Source organism: Nocardioides caldifontis, from assembly GCF_008087345.1.
Lineage (GTDB): Bacteria > Actinomycetota > Actinomycetes > Propionibacteriales > Nocardioidaceae > Marmoricola_A > Marmoricola_A caldifontis.
The window spans coordinates 453897-471027 of record NZ_ML701736.1; the positions used below are offsets into that span (position 1 = coordinate 453897).

The following is a 17131-nucleotide window of genomic DNA, read 5'->3' on the forward strand; positions in this document are numbered from 1 at the left end:
CCTGCCGCGCGGGAACGGCCACGCCGCCCGCCATGGGCATAGGCTGGCGACGTGGACCGCAGGATCTTCGGGATCGAGAACGAGTACGGCGTCACGTGCACGTTCAAGGGCCAGCGGCGCCTGTCGCCGGACGAGGTGGCGCGCTACCTGTTCCGCAAGGTGGTGTCCTGGGGCCGCAGCAGCAACGTCTTCCTCCGCAACGGGGCCCGGCTCTACCTCGACGTGGGGAGCCACCCGGAGTACGCCACCCCCGAGTGCGACGACATCGTCGACCTCGTCACCCACGACAAGGCGGGGGAGCGGGTCCTCGAGGGGCTGCTCGTCGACGCCGAGCGGCGGCTCCGCGACGAGGGGATCGACGGCGACGTCTACCTGTTCAAGAACAACACCGACTCCGCCGGCAACTCCTACGGCTGCCACGAGAACTACCTGGTCGGCCGGCACGGCGAGTTCGCCAAGCTCGCCGACGTGCTGATCCCGTTCCTGGTCACGCGCCAGGTGATCTGCGGGGCCGGCAAGGTCATCCAGACCCCGCGCGGGGCGATGTACTCCATCTCCCAGCGCGCCGAGCACATCTGGGAGGGCGTCAGCAGCGCCACCACCCGGAGCCGGCCGATCATCAACACCCGCGACGAGCCGCACGCCGACGCTGAGCGCTACCGCCGGCTCCATGTCATCGTCGGCGACTCGAACATGTCGGAGACCACCACGCTGCTCAAGGTCGCCTCCTGCGACCTGGTGCTCCGGATGATCGAGGAGGGCGTGGTGATGCGCGACCTCACGATGGAGAACCCGATCCGCGCTATCCGTGAGATCTCCCACGACATGACCGGCCGCCGCAAGGTCCGGCTCGCCAACGGCCGCGAGGCGAGCGCGCTGGAGATCCAGTCGGACTACCTCCAGCGGGCGCGCGACTTCGTCGACCGCCGCGAGCTGCACACCCCCGTCGTCGACCAGGCGCTCGACCTCTGGGAGCGCGGGCTCAAGGCCGTGGAGTCGGGGGACCTCGGGCTGGTCGAGCGCGAGATCGACTGGGTCATCAAGTGGAAGCTCATCGAGCGCTACCGCAGCCAGCACGGCCTCCCGCTCAGCCACGCCCGCATCGCCCAGCTCGACCTCGCCTACCACGACATCCACCGCGGCCGGGGGCTCTACTACCTGCTCGAGAAGCGCGGCGCGGTCGCCCGGGTGACCAACGACCTGCGGGTCTTCGAGGCGAAGTCGGTCCCGCCGCAGACCACGCGGGCCCGGCTGCGCGGGGAGTTCATCAAGCGGGCCCAGGAGCGCCGGCGAGACTTCACCGTCGACTGGGTGCACCTCAAGCTCAACGACCAGGCCCAGCGCACCGTGCTCTGCAAGGACCCGTTCCGGTCCCACGACGAGCGGGTCCACAAGCTCATCGAAGGCATGTGACCGACGCTCAGGAACCCCCCTGTGAGGTCACAGAGCCCTCTCAGGCCCAGCCGTTAGGGTGGCGGGCGTCCCACCCCCTTCTTCCCCGAGGTACCTGCATGCGTCGCCGTCGTCTCGCCTCCGCTCTCGTCGCGGTCCTGACCCTGACCGGAGTGGCCGCCTGCGGCGACGATTCCTCGGACGGCGGCTCGGGTTCGAGCAGCGGCGGCGGCTCGATCAGCGGGCTCACCGTCTCCGGCGACTTCGCGAAGGAGCCGAAGGTCGAGGTCGACGGGCTCGACGTCGAGGAGGCCGAGACCCAGTCGATCATCGACGGTGACGGCGAGGAGCTCGGCGACGACGGTGCCGCGATGACCCGGATCTTCATCGCCAAGGGGTCCGACGGCTCCAAGCTGGCCAGCAGCTACGAGGACGAGAACCCCTACAAGATGGTCGTCGCGGAGCAGCCGCCCGTCATCGCCGACGCCATCACCGGCGCCACCATCGGCAGCCGCATCGCGCTCGCGGTGCCCGCCAGCGAGCTGTACGGCGAGCAGGGAAACCCGCAGCTCGGGCTCGCCGCCGACGACGACGTCGTGGTGGTGTTCGACCTCGTCGAGGCCGTCGAGCCGCCGCTGGACGGCCCGGAGGGCAAGGAGGTCGACCCGCCGGCCGACGCCCCGAAGGCCGACACGGACGACGACGGCAACGTCGTCGGCATCGACTTCGCGGACGCCCCGAAGAACCCGCCGGCCAAGCTGCAGGTCATCACCCTGATCGAGGGCGAGGGCCCCGAGGTCAAGGAGGACGACCCGGTCACCGTCGACTACTTCGGCGCGGTCTGGGACGGCAAGGAAGCCTTCGACGAGTCCTACAGTCGCGGCACCCCGGCCTCCTTCCAGCTCTCCAAGGGCAGCCTGATCGACGGCTGGGTGCAGGGGCTCCAAGGCGTGCCGGTCGGCAGCCGGGTCATGCTGGTCATCCCGCCGAAGCTCGGCTACGGCGACCAGGAGCAGGAGGCGATCCCGGCCGGCTCGACGCTCGTGTTCGTCGTCGACGTCCTGCAGGCCGGCTCCTGAGCCGGGCAGGATGACGCTCGTCCCGTGAGAGCGGCCGGAAGGGGGAGTGGTGTCGGCGCGGAAGAGTGAGCGGCTGCTCAACCTGCTCATCGCGCTGCTCGTGTCCCGCACCTACGTCACCAAGCAGCGGCTCCGCCAGGTCATCCCGGACTACCGCGAGGCCGCCAGTGACGAGGCCTTCGAGAAGATGTTCGAGCGCGACAAGGAGGACCTCCGCGCGCTCGGCGTCCCCATCGAGATGGGCGGCCACGAGGCGCTGTTCGAGGACGAGCAGGGCTACCGCATCGTCCGCTCCGCGTTCGAGCTCCCCGAGATCACGCTGACCGCCGACGAGGCGGCGGTGATCGGGCTCGCGGCGCGCGTCTGGCAGCAGGCCGGGCTGGCGTCCGCGACCTCCGACGCCCTGATGAAGCTGAAGGCCGCCGGTGTCGAGGTCGACCGGGAGGCGCTCGACGTGGCGCACCCGCAGCTCGCCGCCGACGAGCCGTCGTTCGAGACGTTCTGGGAGGCGGTGACGCAACGCCGCCCGGTCACGTTCGGCTACCGCACCGGGACGGCGACCGAACCCGCGGTGCGGCGGCTCGAGCCGTGGGGGATCGTCTCCTACCGTGCCCGCTGGTACGTCGTGGGCCGCGACCTCGACCGCGGCGCCGAGCGGATGTTCCGGCTCTCCCGGGTCGTCGGCGAGGTGAGGTTCGCCGGTCCGGCCGGCTCCTTCACGGTGCCCGAGGGCACCGACATCCGCGAGCTCACCGGGATCCTGGCGCCGCCGTCGGAGGAACGCACCGCCGTCGTCGACGTACGCGCGGGCAAGGCGGTCGCCCTCCGCCACCGCGCCGTCTCGTCGGGGCCGGCGGCGCGGCCCGGCTGGGACCGGCTCGAGCTCCGGTTCGGGCGGCTCGACACCTTCACCGACGAGCTGCTCGGCTACGGCGCGGACCTCGTCGTGCAGGAGCCCCCCGAGCTGCGTGACGCGGTCGTCGAGCACCTCCGCGCGGTCGTCGAGCGGGTGACGGCGTGAGCAGCCGCCCGAGCCCCGGCGGCTCCCGCACCCAGGTCAACCGGCTGCTGGCGCTGGTGCCCTACCTCCAGGCGCGCGGCGAGGTGTCGGTGCAGGAGGCGGCGCGCGAGTTCGGCGTGACGCCGGGGACGATCCGGCGCGACATCAACGTGCTGCTCTTCTGCGGGCTCCCCGGGCTCGGCATGGGCGACCTCATCGACGTGGACTTTGACGCCCTCGAGGGCGAAGGGGTCATCCGGCTGTCGAACGCCGACTTCCTCGCCCGCCCCCTGCGGCTCGACAGCACGGAGGCGGCGGCCCTCGTGGTCGGGCTCCGGGCACTGCTCGAGGGCGGCCGTGAGGCGGAGCGCGAGGTGGTCGCCCGGGCGCTGCGCAAGATCGAGGAGGCCGCGGGCGAGGCCGCCGGCGTGGCGGCCCAGGTCGACATCAGGGTCGCCGAGGACCCTGACGAGCAGGCGCTCGGGTCGGTGCTGGGCCGGGCGGTCGCCGGGCGGCGCCAGGTGCGGCTCACCCACCGGTCGCCCACCCGTGACGAGGTCACGGTGCGCGTGGTGGACCCGATCGCGATCACGACCAGCGAGGGGCACAGCTACCTCGACGCCTGGTGCCACCTCGTGGAGGACCGCCGGCTGTTCCGGCTCGACCGGGTGGCCGACGCCGAGCTGCTCGACACGCCGGTGACCGAGCACGCCTCGGCGGAGCCGCTCGACCTCAGCGAGGGGATCTACCGGCCGTCGCCGGACGACCTGCTCGCGCGGCTCAGGGTGGCCCCGCAGGCCCGCTGGGTGACCGAGTACTTCCCGGTCGAGGAGGTGGCCGAGGAGCCCGACGGCAGCCTCCTGGTCAGCCTCCGCGTCGGCAACCCGGCCTGGCTCGTCCGGTTGGCCCTGCGGCTCGGCGGCCACGCCGTGGTGGTGGAGCCGGAGGAGCTCGCGGAGGCCGTCAGGCGCAGCGCGGAGGAGGCGCTGAGCAACTACGGGTGACCGTCCGACCCCCGGTTGCCGACCGGGGCGGGGAGCACGTGCGTACGATGGGCACGGCACGTCGGCAGCGGCCGGCGTACGCGTCGATGGTGAAGGACTGACTGACATGGGTTCGCTGGGTCCGACGGAGATCATCCTGATCGTGCTCGTCCTGGTGCTGCTCTTCGGCGCCAAGAAGCTCCCCGAGCTGGCGCGCGGCAGCGGCCGGGCCCTCCGCATCTTCAAGGCGGAGACCAAGGGGCTCATGGACGACGACGACACCAAGACCCCCGAGCAGCGCCAGATCGACTCCGAGCGGGTCGACCCGATGCGCCCCGACACGCCGCACGCCGTGCCGGAGAGCGAGACCCGTCCGCACGGGGACCCCGCTCCCTACCGCGACACCGAGCGCTGAGCAGCTCCTCACCGTTCACCCTCGCTGAGCCGACCCCTGCCCGCACGCTGGAGACGATCCGATGAGACTCGCCGGCGTCGCCACGCTGTTCCGCACGCCACCGGAGTCCGCGGTCGGCCCCGACGGCAAGATGGCGCTCGCCGACCACCTGCGTGAGCTGCGTGCCCGGCTGCTCCGCTCGGTGGTCGTGCTGGTGGTCGCGTTCGTCGTCGGGCTCTTCTTCTACGACCCCCTGCTCAACCTCGTCCTCGGCCCCTACGAGGACGCCAAGGAGCGGCTGGGGGACTCGGTCGAGACCAAGGCGTACATCAAGGGCGCGGCCGGTCCGCTGCTGCTGCAGCTGAAGCTCAGCGGGATCGCGGCGCTGATCGTGACCAGCCCGTTCTGGCTCTACCAGATCTGGGCGTTCATCCTCCCGGGGCTGCACCCCCACGAGCGGCGCTGGTCGCGGGTGTTCATGGCGATCGCCGGGCCGCTGTTCATGCTGGGCGTGGCCACCGGCTACTACGTGCTCCCCAAGGGGCTCGAGGTGCTGATCGGCTTCACCCCGGTGGAGCTGGAGAACCTGGTGGAGTTCGGGGAGTACTTCAGCTTCTTCACCCGGATGCTGCTGGTCTTCGGCGTGGCCTTCATGATCCCGCTGTTCGTGGTGATGCTGAACCTCGCGGGCGTGGTGTCCGGCAAGGCGCTGGGGGAGTACCGCGCCTGGATCATCCTCGGCACCTTCGTCTTCGCCGCCGCCGCGACGCCGTCCACCGACCCGTTCTCGATGCTGATGCTCGCCCTGCCGATGACGATCCTCTTCGTCGTCTCCGAGATCATCGCCCGGCTGGTCGACCGGCGTCGCGGCCGGGCGGCCGAGCAGTGGGACGACGACGAGGCCTCCGAGCTCGACCACACCGTCGAGCGGTTCACCGCCTCCGACCTCGACGAGGACGACTGATGGTCGCTCCGGTCGATCCGTTCGACCTCCCCGAGTGGCTGGGCGTCGAGGCGGTCACCTGGCGCGGGGGCACCAGCACCGACGGCCGCAGCCACCTGGTCCGGGGCACCCTCACCTCGGCGACTGCGGAGCTGCCCTGCGACGTGCTCGCCGGGGACCTCGCCTTCCCGCGGCCGGTGCTCGAGGAGCGGTGGCGGTGCGATGCGCACGCCGCGTGGCTCCGCGACGAGGTGCTGACGCTGGAGCAGGACGGCCGGCTGACGTTGGCGGCCCCCGGGAGCTCCGTCGACGCGGCGCTCGTGCTCGAGGCGGTCCGCCGGCTCGCGAAAGCGGTCGGCTCGGCGCCCGAGCGGTTCACCGTCGCGCTGCGCCTGTAAGGCGACCACCGCTGGCTAAGGTGACGAGGTGGCCCGGGAGATCGCTGTGCTGACGAACCCGACGGCCGGGAAGGGACGTGCGCTCCACGCCACCGCGGTCGACGACGCCGCCCGCTACTTCGGGGTGCCGCGCAAGGACCCGGACAACCTCGCCACCCTCGCCGAGCTGCGGGTCTTCCGCCCGATCCCGTATGTCCTGGGGCTGGACGGGAACAGCAAGAGCGTGGACGCAGTTCTGGTGGCGGTCGGGAACGGCCCGTCGTTCGGCGGCGGGCTCCGGATCACCGAGGGCGCGCGGCTCGACGACGGGCTGCTCGACGTGGTGGTGTTCCACGAGGTCGGCAAGGGCGACCTGCTCCCGGCCTACCCCAAGCTGCTCAGCGGCACCCACACCTCGCACCCCGCCTACGAGCACCACCGGGTGCGTGAGGTGACCGTGGCGGCGCCTGGCATCGTGGCTTACGCCGACGGCGAGCGGCTCGGCCCGCTGCCGGCGACGGTGACCGCCGAGCCCGCTGCGCTGCGCGTGCTCGTCGCCGACGACCCCGACCTGCGAGGAGCGCCATGAGCTCGCCGTCCGAGCGTTACGCCAAGTTCCGTGCCGAGCAGCACACCCCGGTGCTCGCCGACTTCCGGGCGCTCTACGACTTCCCCCTCGACGACTTCCAGGTCCGTGCCTGCGAGGTGCTGGAGGCCGGCGACAGCGTGCTCGTCGCCGCGCCGACCGGGTCCGGCAAGACGATCGTCGGCGAGTTCGCCGTCCACCTGGCGCTGGAGCAGGGGCGCAAGTGCTTCTACACCACGCCGATCAAGGCGCTGTCGAACCAGAAGTACAACGACCTGGTCCGCCGCTACGGCGCCGACAAGGTCGGGCTGCTCACCGGCGACAACTCGGTGAACGGCGAGGCGCCGGTGGTCGTGATGACCACCGAGGTCCTCCGCAACATGCTGTACGCCGGCTCGCACACGCTCTCCGGGCTCGGGTTCGTCGTGATGGACGAGGTGCACTACCTCGCCGACCGGATGCGCGGCGCGGTCTGGGAGGAGGTCATCATCCACCTCCCGGAGTCGGTGGCCGTGGTGTCGCTCAGCGCGACCGTCTCCAACGCCGAGGAGTTCGGCGAGTGGCTCTCCACCGTCCGGGGCGCGACCACCACGATCGTGGAGGAGACCCGGCCGGTCCCGCTCTACCAGCACATCATGGTGGGGCGCCGGCTCCACGACCTCTTCGAGGACGAGAGCGGGTTCGCCGGCCCCGACAGCCGCGTCAACCCCGAGCTCCTGCGGGTGGCTCGCGACGACTGGCGCTCCAGGCGCACCTCCGACCGGCAGAAGGGGCGCGGACAACGCGGCCGGACGCCACCGCGGGGCGGGCTCCCGACGCGGTTCGACGTGGTCGACCGGCTGGAGCGCGAGGGGCTGCTGCCGGCGATCTACTTCATCTTCAGCCGGGTCGGCTGCGACGCCGCCGTGCAGCAGTGCCTCAACGCGAACCTCCGGCTCACCACGCCGGAGGAGCGCGACGCGATCCGTGAGTACGTCGAGGAGCGGTGCCGGCACATCCCCGACCAGGACCTCCACGTCCTCGGCTACCACGACTTCCTGGAGGGGCTGACCCGCGGGATCGCTGCCCACCACGCCGGGATGCTGCCGACGTTCAAGGAGTGCGTCGAGGAGCTCTTCGCCGCGGGGCGGTGCCGGGTCGTGTTCGCCACCGAGACCCTCGCGCTCGGCATCAACATGCCGGCGAGGTCGGTGGTGATCGAGAAGCTGGTGAAGTGGAACGGCGACACCCACGCCGACATCACGCCGGGGGAGTACACCCAGCTCACCGGCCGCGCCGGTCGCCGCGGCATCGACGTCGAGGGCCACGGGGTGGTGCTGTGGAGCGCCGGCATGGACCCCAAGGCGGTGGCCGGGCTGGCGTCGACCCGGACGTATCCGCTCCGGTCCAGCTTCCGTCCGTCGTACAACATGGCGGTGAACCTGGTGAACCAGGTGGGCCGCACGACGGCGCGCGAGCTGCTGGAGTCGTCGTTCGCGCAATTCCAGGCCGACAAGGCGGTCGTCGGGATGGCGCGCGAGCTGCGGAAGGCCGAGGAGGGGCTCGCGGGGTACGCCGAGGCGGCGCAGTGCCACCTCGGCGACTTCATGGAGTACGCCGACCTCCGGCGTCGGCTCGGCGAGGCGGAGTCCGCGGCCTCTCGGGCCCGGAAGGCCGACCGTCGCAAGCAGGTCGCCGAGTCGCTGGAGGCGCTCCGCCCTGGCGACGTCATCGAGGTGCCGACGGGGAAGTACTCCGGCTTCGCGGTCGTCATCGACCCCGGCACCCGCGCGGACCGCGACGACCCCAGGCCCTACGTGCTCACCGAGGACCGGCACGCCCGGCGGCTCTCGCTCGTCGACTTCAACCGGCCCGCGACGCCGCTGACCCGGATGAAGGTGCCGCGGAACTTCAACGGCCGCAACGCCCAGTCCAGGCGAGAGCTGTCGATCCAGCTCGCGACGAGGCTCGGCCAGCTGGGGCCGCGGCCGAGCCGTCGTGGCGGCCGCCGGGGCGGGCCGGCGAGCGAGCCGGAGGAGCAGGAGATCTCCCGGCTCCGCAAGGAGATCCGGCAGCACCCGTGCCACGGCTGCGAGGACCGCGAGTCCCACGCCCGTTGGGCCGAGCGGCACCACAAGCTCGAGCGCGAGGTGGCCCGGATCCGCCGCCGCATCGAGTCGCGGACCAACACGATCGCGCGGCAGTTCGACCGGGTCTGCGACGTGCTGGCCTCGCTCGGCTACCTCTCCCCGGACGACCAGGTGACCGAGAACGGCCGCACGCTGATGCGGGTCTACACCGACATGGACCTGGTCGCGGCGGAGTGCCTCCGGGCCGGGCTGTGGCGCGGGCTGCCGCCCGCGGACCTGGCCGCGGCGCTCTCGGTCCTGGTGTTCGAGGCCCGGCGCTCCGACGACGCCACGTCGCCGCGACCGCCCCAGGGGCCGGTCCGCGAGGTCATCCGGGACATGGTGCGCATCTGGGCCGAGCTCGACGCCCTCGAGAAGGAGAACCGGCTCGAGTTCCTCCGCGAGCCGGACCTCGGGTTCGCCTGGGCGGCGCAGGCGTGGGCGAACGGCGCCACGCTGGACGAGGTGCTGACCGTGACCGACCTGGCCGCCGGCGACTTCGTGCGGTGGATGAAGCAGCTGCTCGACCTCGCCGGCCAGGTGGCCGACGCCGCGGGGGCCTCCCCGGACGGCGCGGAGCTGCGGGAGACCGCGCGGGCGACCGTGGACGCGCTGCGGCGCGGGGTGGTCGCCTACTCGTCGCTGTCGGAGTGAGCCCGTCAGAGGACGGAGAACGCCGGGCCGGGTCGCCCCGTCGCGGCCAGCAGCAGGTCGCCGGCCCGTCCACGCTCGACCGCGAGCGCGGCGACCAGCTCCAGGGCCTGGCGCGCCGCGCTGTCCGGCGGGGTCGGCGCGAGGCCGAGCGCCCGGCACAGGTCCGCCCCGTGCACGACCAGCTCGAAGGTCCGCGTCGGCAGGTAGTCGGCCAGCCGCATCCCGCCGGCGACGGTCGTCAGCATCTCGGCGCCGTCGTGGGTGCCGACGAACGCCACCACCCGGCCGGCGATCTCGGCAACGGCTGCGGCGGGGTCGTCGCCCAGCGCCGCACCTGCGTCCCGTCCCCGCTGCGCCACCTCGGGTCCCGCGGCGATGGCACTGGTGGCCACGTAGTAGGCGGTCGCGCTCGGCACGTCGACGGAGGCGGCCGGCTGCCCGAGGTAGCTCTCGACGGTCAGGAACGACCGGTTGGTGTGGCCCACCAGCGCCCGCACGTCCCACTCACCGAGGCCGGGCTCGCCCCACCGGTCACCGACCTGGCCGACCGTCGCGACGAACCACGCCGCGGCGTCGGCGAACCCGCGGAGCGAGTGGTCCCAGCGCGTCATCATCCGACCGGGCGGCCCTCGTAGGGCGTGGAGAGGACGATCGTGGTCCGGGTCGAGACGTTGGCAGCCGTGCGGATGCGGGCGAGGAGGTCCTCCAGGTCGGCCGGGGAGCCGACCCGGACCTTGAGGATGTAGGACTCGTCGCCGGCCACCGACCAGCAGGACTCGATCTCGGTCAGGTGGCGCAGCCGCTCCGGGGAGTCGTCCGGCTGCGAGGGGTCGATCGGCCTGATCGAGATGAACGCCGTCAGCGGCAGCCCGACCAGGTCGTAGTCGAGCACCGCGGCGTACGACTTGATCAACCCGCGGCCCTCGAGCCGCTTCACCCGCTGGTGCACCGCCGAGGTGGAGAGGCCGGTCGCCTTGCCGAGGTCGGTGAACGACATCCGGCCGTCCTCCGCCAGGAGGGTCAGGATCCGCCGGTCGATCTCTTCCACGGACCTGAGGTTAGCGACGACACCCGTCGGCAGGTCGGCCGGTCCCGGTTCGTCTCACGCTGTGCACGGATAGCCTGCCGTGGTGCCCACCCAGACCCCGAGGCTGATGCTCCTCGACACGGCGTCGTTGTACTTCCGCGCCTACTTCGGGGTGCCCGACTCGATCACCGCTCCCGACGGCACCCCGGTCAACGCGGTCCGCGGGCTGCTGGACTTCATCAGCCGGCTGGTGGGGGAGTACCGCCCGACGCACCTGGCCTGCTGCTGGGACAACGACTGGCGGCCGGCCTGGCGGGTCGAGCTGCTGCCGACGTACAAGGCGCACCGGGTCGTGGCCGAGCGCGCGACCGCGCCCGACGTCGAGGAGGTGCCCGACCCGCTCGAGGCGCAGGTGCCGGTGATCCTCGACGTGCTGGAGGCGTTCGGGATCGCGGTGGTCGGCGCGGACGGCTACGAGGCCGACGACGTGATCGGCACGCTCGCGACGAGCTCGACGATGCCCGTCGACGTCGTCACCGGCGACCGCGACCTCTTCCAGCTCGTCGACGACGCGCGCGAGGTCCGGGTGCTCTACGTCGCGCGGGGGGTCGGCAAGCACGAGCGGGTCACCGAGGAGGTCGTCCGCCAGAAGTACGGCGTGGAGGCCCGCCAGTACGCCGACTTCGCGACCCTGCGGGGCGACCCGTCCGACGGGCTGCCGGGGGTCCCGGGCGTGGGGGAGAAGACCGCCGCGTCCCTGCTCGCGAAGTGGGGTGACATGGCCGGGCTGCTCGCCGCGGCCGAGGACCCGTCGTCCGAGCTCGCGCCCGGACCGCGACGGAAGGTCAAGGACGCCTGGGACTACCTCGCCGTCGCGCCGACCGTGGTCAAGGTGGCCTGCGACATCGACCTCGGCGCCCCCGACCTCGCCCTCCCACTCACCCCGGACGACCCGGACCGACTGGTGGAGCTGTGCCGGCGGTGGGGGCTGGACAGCCCGGCCGGGCGGCTGGTCGAGACGCTGACGGCGCTGCGCAGCTAGGCGTGCGCGGCCCACCACTCCTGACCGGCGGCGGGGAGCGTGTGGATCGGGTCGTAGTACTCGTAGCGCCGATCGAGGGCCTCGGCGTCGGCGTGCTCGAGCGAGGTCCGGTAGTTCTTCGTCCAGTAGGAGATGCCGCGCTCCCGGTCGTACTCCTCGAGCTGGTGCACCCACCGCTTCCCGACGTACGGCACGTCGCAGACGATGCGCGGGGTGGCGAACCCGGGCAGGTAGCCCATGATGTCGTGCTGCAGCCGCTGCGCCTCGTCGACCGAGACCCGCCAGTGCTCGGAGGCGGGGATCATGTCGCACATGTAGAAGTAGTAGGGCATGATCTGCGCGCCGTCGAGGAGCGCGAAACAGAGGTCGAGCAGGGTGTCCCCGTCGGCGTTGACCCCGCCGAGCAGCACCCCCTGGTTGCGGACGTCGCGGACCCCGGCCTCGAGCGCCGCGGCCGTCGCCTTAGCGACGAGCGGGGTGACCGTGTTCGCGTGGTTGACGTGGGTGTGGATCGCCAGGCTGACCCCGCGGCTGCGCGCGAGGGTCGCCACCCGGCCGAGCCCCTCGACGACCTCGGGCTGGAGCCAGTGCTGGGGGAGCGCGGCGAACGCCTTCGTCGCCAGCCGGACGTCGCGGACGTTGTCGAGCTCGAGGAGCCGGGAGAGGAACGCCTCGAGCCGCGCCCACGGCAGGTTCGCCACGTCGCCGCCGGAGACCACGACGTCGCGGACCTCGGGGTGGGTCTGCAGGTAGCCCATCATCGAGCTCAGGCGGTCGGCCGGCTTGAGGTCGAAGCGCAGCTTCTCCACCGCCGGCGTCGAGTTGCCGACGAGGTCCATCCGGGTGCAGTGGCCGCAGTACTGCGGGCAGGTCGAGAGCAGCTCGGCGAGCACCTTGGTCGGGTAGCGGTGGGTCAGCCCCTCGGCCACCCACATCTCGTGCTCGTGCAGCGAGTCGCGGCTCGCGCGCGGGTGCGTCGGCCAGTCCGTGCGCCGGTCGGAGTGGACCGGCACCATGTAGCGGCGGATCGGGTCGGCGTAGAACGCCTCGGTGAACGAGCCGGGCCCGGACGGCTCGGCGGTCGGGACCATCGTGTTGAGCATCTGCGGCGGGACGAGCATCGACATCGTCGCGGTGCCGCGCTGGTCGCGCACCAGGTCGTCGTAGAACGCGTCGTCGAGCAGGTCGCCCATCACGGCGCGGAGCTGGTCGACGTTCTTCACGCAGTGCGCTCGCTGCCACTGAGCGGACTCCCACTCGGCGGCGGTCACCGACGCCCAGCCGGGGAACCGGGTCCAGTCCGGCTCGACGAGCTCGCGGCGGGAGTACTCGTAGGGCTGCACACGGCCAGCCGGTCCTTGGTTCCCGTGCTGCCCGTGCTGCGTGGCGTCGCGCCGTTCCACCGAGATCGTCATCGGTCCTCCTCGCGCCATGCGCGTCGGCTTGTCGGGGTTCCGGCTCTCTGCCAGAGTAGACACAGATTCTCCGGTACGTCGATGGGCGCGCCGCAAGTCTTCCGCTGCTGAGCCCGATGTGGAGGGGATCCCACGGTGACCGACCCGGCAACGAGCAGACCGTCCGACCCGGTGGGGCTCCACCGCGTCCTCGAACCGTCCGGCGTGCTGCCGCAGGCCGCCTGGCGGCTCGACGACCGCCCGGGGTTGTGGGCCGACGAGGTGCGGGTCCGCGTCGAACGGCTCAACCTCGACGCCGCGTCGTTCCGCCAGCTCGAAGAGGCCCACGACGGCGACGGCGACCGGGTCCGCGCTGCGGTGCTCGGGATCGTCGAGCAGCGTGGCAAGATGCACAACCCGGTCACCGGCTCCGGCGGGATGCTGATCGGCACCGTCGAGGAGGTCGGCCCGGAGTCCCCGCTCGGCCTCGCCGTCGGCGACCGGATCGCCACGCTCGTGTCCCTGAGCCTGACCCCGCTGCGGATCCACGACGGGCTCGCCCGGTGGGACGGCCGCAGCGAGCAGGTGCCCTGTGACGCCCACGCGATCCTGTTCGGCCGCTCGATCGCCGCACCGCTCCCGGAGGACCTGCCCGCCGAGCTGGCGCTGGCGGTCATGGACGTGTGCGGGGCACCAGCCCTGACCGGCCGGGTGGTCGGTCGCTACGAAGGCGCCACCGTCGCGGTGGTCGGCGGCGCGGGGAAGTCCGGCTCGCTCGCCCTCGCCGCGGCCCGCGAGGCCGGGGCCGCCACGACGATCGGCGTGGTCCCGCACGACGACGAGGCGGCGCTGCTGACCGAGGCCGGGCTGGCCGACCACGTCGTGGTCGCCGACGCCACCGACCCGGTGGCGCTGCGCACCGCCGTCCACGAGGTCGCGCCCGGCGGCGCGCACGTGACCGTGGTCTGCGTCGACGTGCCGGGTTGCGAGGGCGGCGCGATCCTCGCCACCCGCGAGGGCGGCACCGTGGTGTTCTTCTCCATGGCCACCTCCTTCACCGCCGCCGCCCTCGGCGCCGAGGGGCTCGCGGCCGACGTCACGATGCTGGTGGGGAACGGCTACGTCCCCGGCCACGCCGACCAGGCCCTGTCGTTGCTGCGCTCCCACGACGGGCTGCGCGCCCTGTTCGACCGCCGAATCGCCCGAGAGACCGCGGAGGTCCGATGACCGGCACCCAGCACACCCAGCAGACCGCCCACCTGCTGCCGCTCGACCCCGAGCTCGTCAGGCGGGCCCGGGCCCTGGCCGCGGAGGTCGGGGCGCCGATCGTCGACCTCGCCCGCCGGCACACCACGGTCAGCGTCGAGCGCGCCACGCTCCGTCTCGCCGGCCTCACCGGCGCGGACGCCGAGGGAAGCCCCTGGGTCAACCGGCTCGTCGACGCCGTCCGTGGGGAGGTCGGTCTCGAGCACGGCGTGACGCTGCCGGTGTGGGACGCGCTGGTGCGCGGGGAGGCCGAGGACCTCGCCACGCTGGCCCAGAAGGCGGCCGCCGGCTCGGTCCGGTTCCGGCTCCCGGAAGGGTCCGACGCGGAGCCGGCCCGCCGCGCCGCTCGTACCGCGCTCGAGCTGGGGATCGGCCGCATCGACGCCCGGCGCCGCGAGCGCGAGGCGCTGGTCGGCGAGCTCGGCGACCCGGAGCGGACGCCGTGGATCTACCTGATCGTCGCCACCGGCGACATCTACGAGGACATCCCGCAGGCCCAGGCCGCCGCCCGCGAGGGAGCCGACATCATCGCCGTGATCCGGTCGACGGGGCAGTCGCTGCTCGACTACGTGCCGGAGGGCGCCACCCGCGAGGGGTACGCCGGCACCTACGCGACGCAGGAGAACTTCCGGCTGATGCGGGCCGCCCTCGACGAGACCAGCCGCGAGCTCGGCCGCTACGTCCGGCTGACGAACTACGCCTCCGGGCTCTGCATGCCGGAGATCGCCGCGCTCGCCGGGCTCGAGCGGCTCGACATGATGCTGAACGACTCGATGTACGGGATCCTCTTCCGTGACATCAACCCGGTCCGCACCTTCGTCGACCAGCGGTTCAGCCGCCAGGTCCACGCCCGCGCCGGGATCATCATCAACACCGGCGAGGACAACTACCTCACCACGGCCGACGCGGTCGAGGCGGCGCACACCGTCACCACCAGCCAGCTCCTCAACGAGTTCTTCGCCAAGGAGGCCGGGTTGGAGGACTGGCAGCTCGGGCTGGGCCACGCGTTCGAGATCGACCCCGACGTCAAGGACTCCTTCCGGCTCGAGCTCGCCCACGCGCTGCTGGCCCGTCAGCTCTTCCCCGACGCGCCCTTGAAATGGATGCCGCCGACCCGGCACATGACCGGCGACGTGTTCCGCGGCTACCTGCTCGACGCGTTCTTCAACCTCGCCGGGATGCTGACCGGCCAGGGGATCCTCCTGGTCGGGATGATGACCGAGGGCGTCGTGACCCCGTGGCTCTCCGACCGCGACCTGGCGCTGCAGAACGTCCGCTACGTCCGCGACGCGGCGGGCGGGCTGGTCGAGGACTTCCGGCCGCCACCCGACGGGTTCATCGCCCGGCGGGCGCACCAGGTGCTGGGGGAGTCGGTCGAGCTGCTCGAGCGGATCCTGCGTCACGAGCACGGGCTGCTCGACTCGATCGCCGACGGCACCTTCGGGCTGATGCGCCGCCCGGCCGACGGCGGGCGCGGGCTCGACGGCGTGGTGGAGAAGGCCGACGGATACACCAACCCGGCCGCCGAGCTGCTGGAGGGAGACGGATGAGCGCGCTGATGCGCCCCTACGGGGACACGACCGGCGACGGGATGGTGCAGCTCTCCTTCACCCTCCCGATGCCTCACGGCAAGAAGGCCGAGGGCGCCGCCCAACAGCTGGCGCGCAAGATGGGCATCGAGCCGGCGATGGTGGTCCACGCCAAGCCGATCGGCCCGTCGTTCACCTTCTTCGTCGTCTACGGCTCGGTCTCCCACCTGGTCGACCTCGACGAGGTGAAGGTCGTCGAGCGCGAGTACCCGCTGCTCTCGCCGAAGGAGACGAACCTCGCGATCCGCACGCTGCTCCGTCGCCGCATGGTCGTGGTCGGCGCCTGCATCGGCACCGACGCCCACACGGTCGGCATCGACGCGATCCTCAACATCAAGGGTTTCGCCGGCGAGAAGGGGCTCGAGTACTACCGCGAGATCAAGGTGGTGAACCTCGGCGCCCAGGTCTCCGTCCCCGACCTGCTGGCCGCGGCCCGGGCCGAGCAGGCCGATGCGGTGCTCGTCTCCCAGGTCGTCACCCAGCGGGAGGCCCACCTGCGCAACACCCGGGAGCTGGCCACCGCCTTCCGCCAGGAGTGGGCGGAGGGGGAGGGGCCGGTGCTCGTCGTCGGCGGTCCCCGCTTCGACGAGGCGATGGCCGGCGAGCTCGGGGTCGACCGGGTGTTCGCCAAGGGCACCACCCCGGCCGACGTGGCGTCGTACCTCGTGCACGCGCTCGCCGCACGACGCGGGGTGGACCCGACCGCCCCGGCACCGGCGGCGGAGGAGCTGCAGGAGGAGCCGGCGTGAGCGGTCAGCCCGAGGTCGGCACCACCGTCATCCACCGGCGCTACGTGCCGTACTCCCACGCGCACTACGCGGGGGCGCTGGTCGACGGCGCCTACGGACTCGGCCTCTTCGGCGACGTGGCCACCGAGCTGTGCATCCGCACCGACGGCGACGAGGGGCTGTTCGCGTCGTACTCCGACGTCCAGTTCAAGGCGCCGGTGCGGGCCGGCGACTGCGTGGAGGTCACCGCGGAGCTGGTCGAGGCCGGCCGACGGTCGCGCACGATCGAGTTCCGGCTCCTCGTCGTGGCCCGAGGCAGGCCCGACCTGGCGGAGTCCGCCGCCGAGCTGCTCGACGAACCGGTCGTCGCGACGACCGCCCGCGGCGTGGTGGTCGTACCACCACGCGGCTGACCGCGGCGTGTCCCGGCGACACGCCGCCCCGGCACGAAATTCGCGGTGAACATCTGGTGTCGGGCGCCCCGCCGTTGACCTGCGAGTTCTCGACAACGCGCAGGTCAACGGCGTCTTGACTTCACCCTCCAGTTCTCGGCAGTCTGCCCGTCGTCC

The 17131-nt window shown here is 72.3% G+C and carries 17 protein-coding genes; 14 read left to right on the plus strand and 3 right to left on the minus strand.

Features of this window, described 5'->3' with window-relative positions:
• The first annotated feature begins 51 nt into the window (after positions 1-51).
• The 9 genes from pafA (at position 52) to FIP57_RS05025 (ending at position 9516) form a co-directional block, all read left to right on the plus strand.
• Complete coding sequence (pafA, locus tag FIP57_RS04985) at positions 52-1413, plus strand: Pup--protein ligase (protein WP_148572393.1); 1362 nt, start codon at positions 52-54, stop codon at positions 1411-1413.
• Between the two features lie 98 nt (positions 1414-1511).
• A complete protein-coding gene (locus FIP57_RS04990) occupies positions 1512-2471 on the plus strand; it encodes an FKBP-type peptidyl-prolyl cis-trans isomerase (RefSeq protein WP_148572394.1) in 960 nt (319 codons plus the stop codon).
• Positions 2472-2520: 49 nt separating this feature from the next.
• Positions 2521-3492, plus strand: coding sequence for a helix-turn-helix transcriptional regulator (locus FIP57_RS04995; protein ID WP_148572395.1), 972 nt, complete (start codon positions 2521-2523; stop codon positions 3490-3492).
• Positions 3489-4475, plus strand: a complete 987-nt coding sequence (locus tag FIP57_RS05000) for a helix-turn-helix transcriptional regulator (protein ID WP_148572396.1) — start codon at positions 3489-3491, stop codon at positions 4473-4475. Before FIP57_RS04995 ends, FIP57_RS05000 begins: the two co-directional genes overlap by 4 nt.
• A 106-nt stretch (positions 4476-4581) precedes the next feature.
• A complete protein-coding gene (gene tatA, locus FIP57_RS05005) occupies positions 4582-4869 on the plus strand; it encodes a Sec-independent protein translocase subunit TatA (RefSeq protein ID WP_148572397.1) in 288 nt (95 codons plus the stop codon).
• A gap of 61 nt (positions 4870-4930) precedes the next feature.
• Complete coding sequence (gene tatC / locus FIP57_RS05010; RefSeq protein ID WP_148572398.1) at positions 4931-5812, plus strand: twin-arginine translocase subunit TatC; 882 nt, start codon at positions 4931-4933, stop codon at positions 5810-5812.
• The gene (locus FIP57_RS05015; protein ID WP_148572399.1) at positions 5812-6189 is read left to right on the plus strand and encodes a hypothetical protein; all 378 of its coding nucleotides are present in this window, start codon (positions 5812-5814) and stop codon (positions 6187-6189) included. Before tatC ends, FIP57_RS05015 begins: the two co-directional genes overlap by 1 nt.
• A gap of 28 nt (positions 6190-6217) precedes the next feature.
• Positions 6218-6757: a hypothetical protein gene (locus FIP57_RS05020; RefSeq protein WP_203231058.1), complete on the plus strand. Its 540-nt coding sequence runs from the start codon at positions 6218-6220 to the stop codon at positions 6755-6757.
• Positions 6754-9516, plus strand: coding sequence for a DEAD/DEAH box helicase (locus tag FIP57_RS05025; RefSeq protein ID WP_148572400.1), 2763 nt, complete (start codon positions 6754-6756; stop codon positions 9514-9516). Before FIP57_RS05020 ends, FIP57_RS05025 begins: the two co-directional genes overlap by 4 nt.
• Positions 9517-9521: 5 nt before the next feature.
• On the opposite strand, the gene FIP57_RS05030 is transcribed toward FIP57_RS05025, so the two are convergent.
• Both FIP57_RS05030 and FIP57_RS05035 read right to left on the minus strand, forming a co-directional pair.
• Complete coding sequence (locus FIP57_RS05030; protein ID WP_203231059.1) at positions 9522-10127, minus strand: maleylpyruvate isomerase N-terminal domain-containing protein; 606 nt, start codon at positions 10125-10127, stop codon at positions 9522-9524.
• Positions 10127-10564: an Lrp/AsnC family transcriptional regulator gene (locus tag FIP57_RS05035; RefSeq protein ID WP_148572402.1), complete on the minus strand. Its 438-nt coding sequence runs from the start codon at positions 10562-10564 to the stop codon at positions 10127-10129. The genes FIP57_RS05030 and FIP57_RS05035 overlap by 1 nt, the downstream gene beginning before the upstream one ends.
• An 82-nt stretch (positions 10565-10646) precedes the next feature.
• Here FIP57_RS05035 and FIP57_RS05040 point away from each other — a divergent pair, with 82 nt between their 5' ends.
• Entirely contained in the window at positions 10647-11585 is a 939-nt protein-coding gene (locus FIP57_RS05040) for a 5'-3' exonuclease (RefSeq protein ID WP_338039889.1), read from the plus strand.
• Here FIP57_RS05040 and FIP57_RS05045 read toward each other — a convergent pair.
• Positions 11582-13000, minus strand: coding sequence for a KamA family radical SAM protein (locus FIP57_RS05045; protein WP_238993288.1), 1419 nt, complete (start codon positions 12998-13000; stop codon positions 11582-11584). The genes FIP57_RS05040 and FIP57_RS05045 overlap by 4 nt on opposite strands.
• 135 nt (positions 13001-13135) lie before the next feature.
• On the opposite strand from FIP57_RS05045, the gene kdd reads away from it, so the two are divergent.
• The 4 genes from kdd to kal are packed head-to-tail and all read left to right on the plus strand — an operon-like array spanning position 13136 to position 16975.
• Positions 13136-14206: an L-erythro-3,5-diaminohexanoate dehydrogenase gene (gene kdd / locus FIP57_RS05050; RefSeq protein ID WP_203231060.1), complete on the plus strand. Its 1071-nt coding sequence runs from the start codon at positions 13136-13138 to the stop codon at positions 14204-14206.
• Positions 14203-15795 carry a lysine 5,6-aminomutase subunit alpha gene (gene kamD, locus FIP57_RS05055; RefSeq protein WP_148572403.1) on the plus strand — a complete coding sequence of 531 codons (1593 nt, stop codon included), beginning with the start codon at positions 14203-14205 and terminating at the stop codon, positions 15793-15795. Before kdd ends, kamD begins: the two co-directional genes overlap by 4 nt.
• Positions 15792-16583: a lysine 5,6-aminomutase subunit beta gene (gene kamE / locus FIP57_RS05060; RefSeq protein ID WP_148572404.1), complete on the plus strand. Its 792-nt coding sequence runs from the start codon at positions 15792-15794 to the stop codon at positions 16581-16583. Before kamD ends, kamE begins: the two co-directional genes overlap by 4 nt.
• Positions 16580-16975 (plus strand): 3-aminobutyryl-CoA ammonia lyase, encoded by a 396-nt coding sequence (kal, locus tag FIP57_RS05065; RefSeq protein WP_148572405.1) that lies wholly within the window; start codon positions 16580-16582, stop codon positions 16973-16975. The genes kamE and kal overlap by 4 nt, the downstream gene beginning before the upstream one ends.
• Positions 16976-17131: the final 156 nt, after the last annotated feature.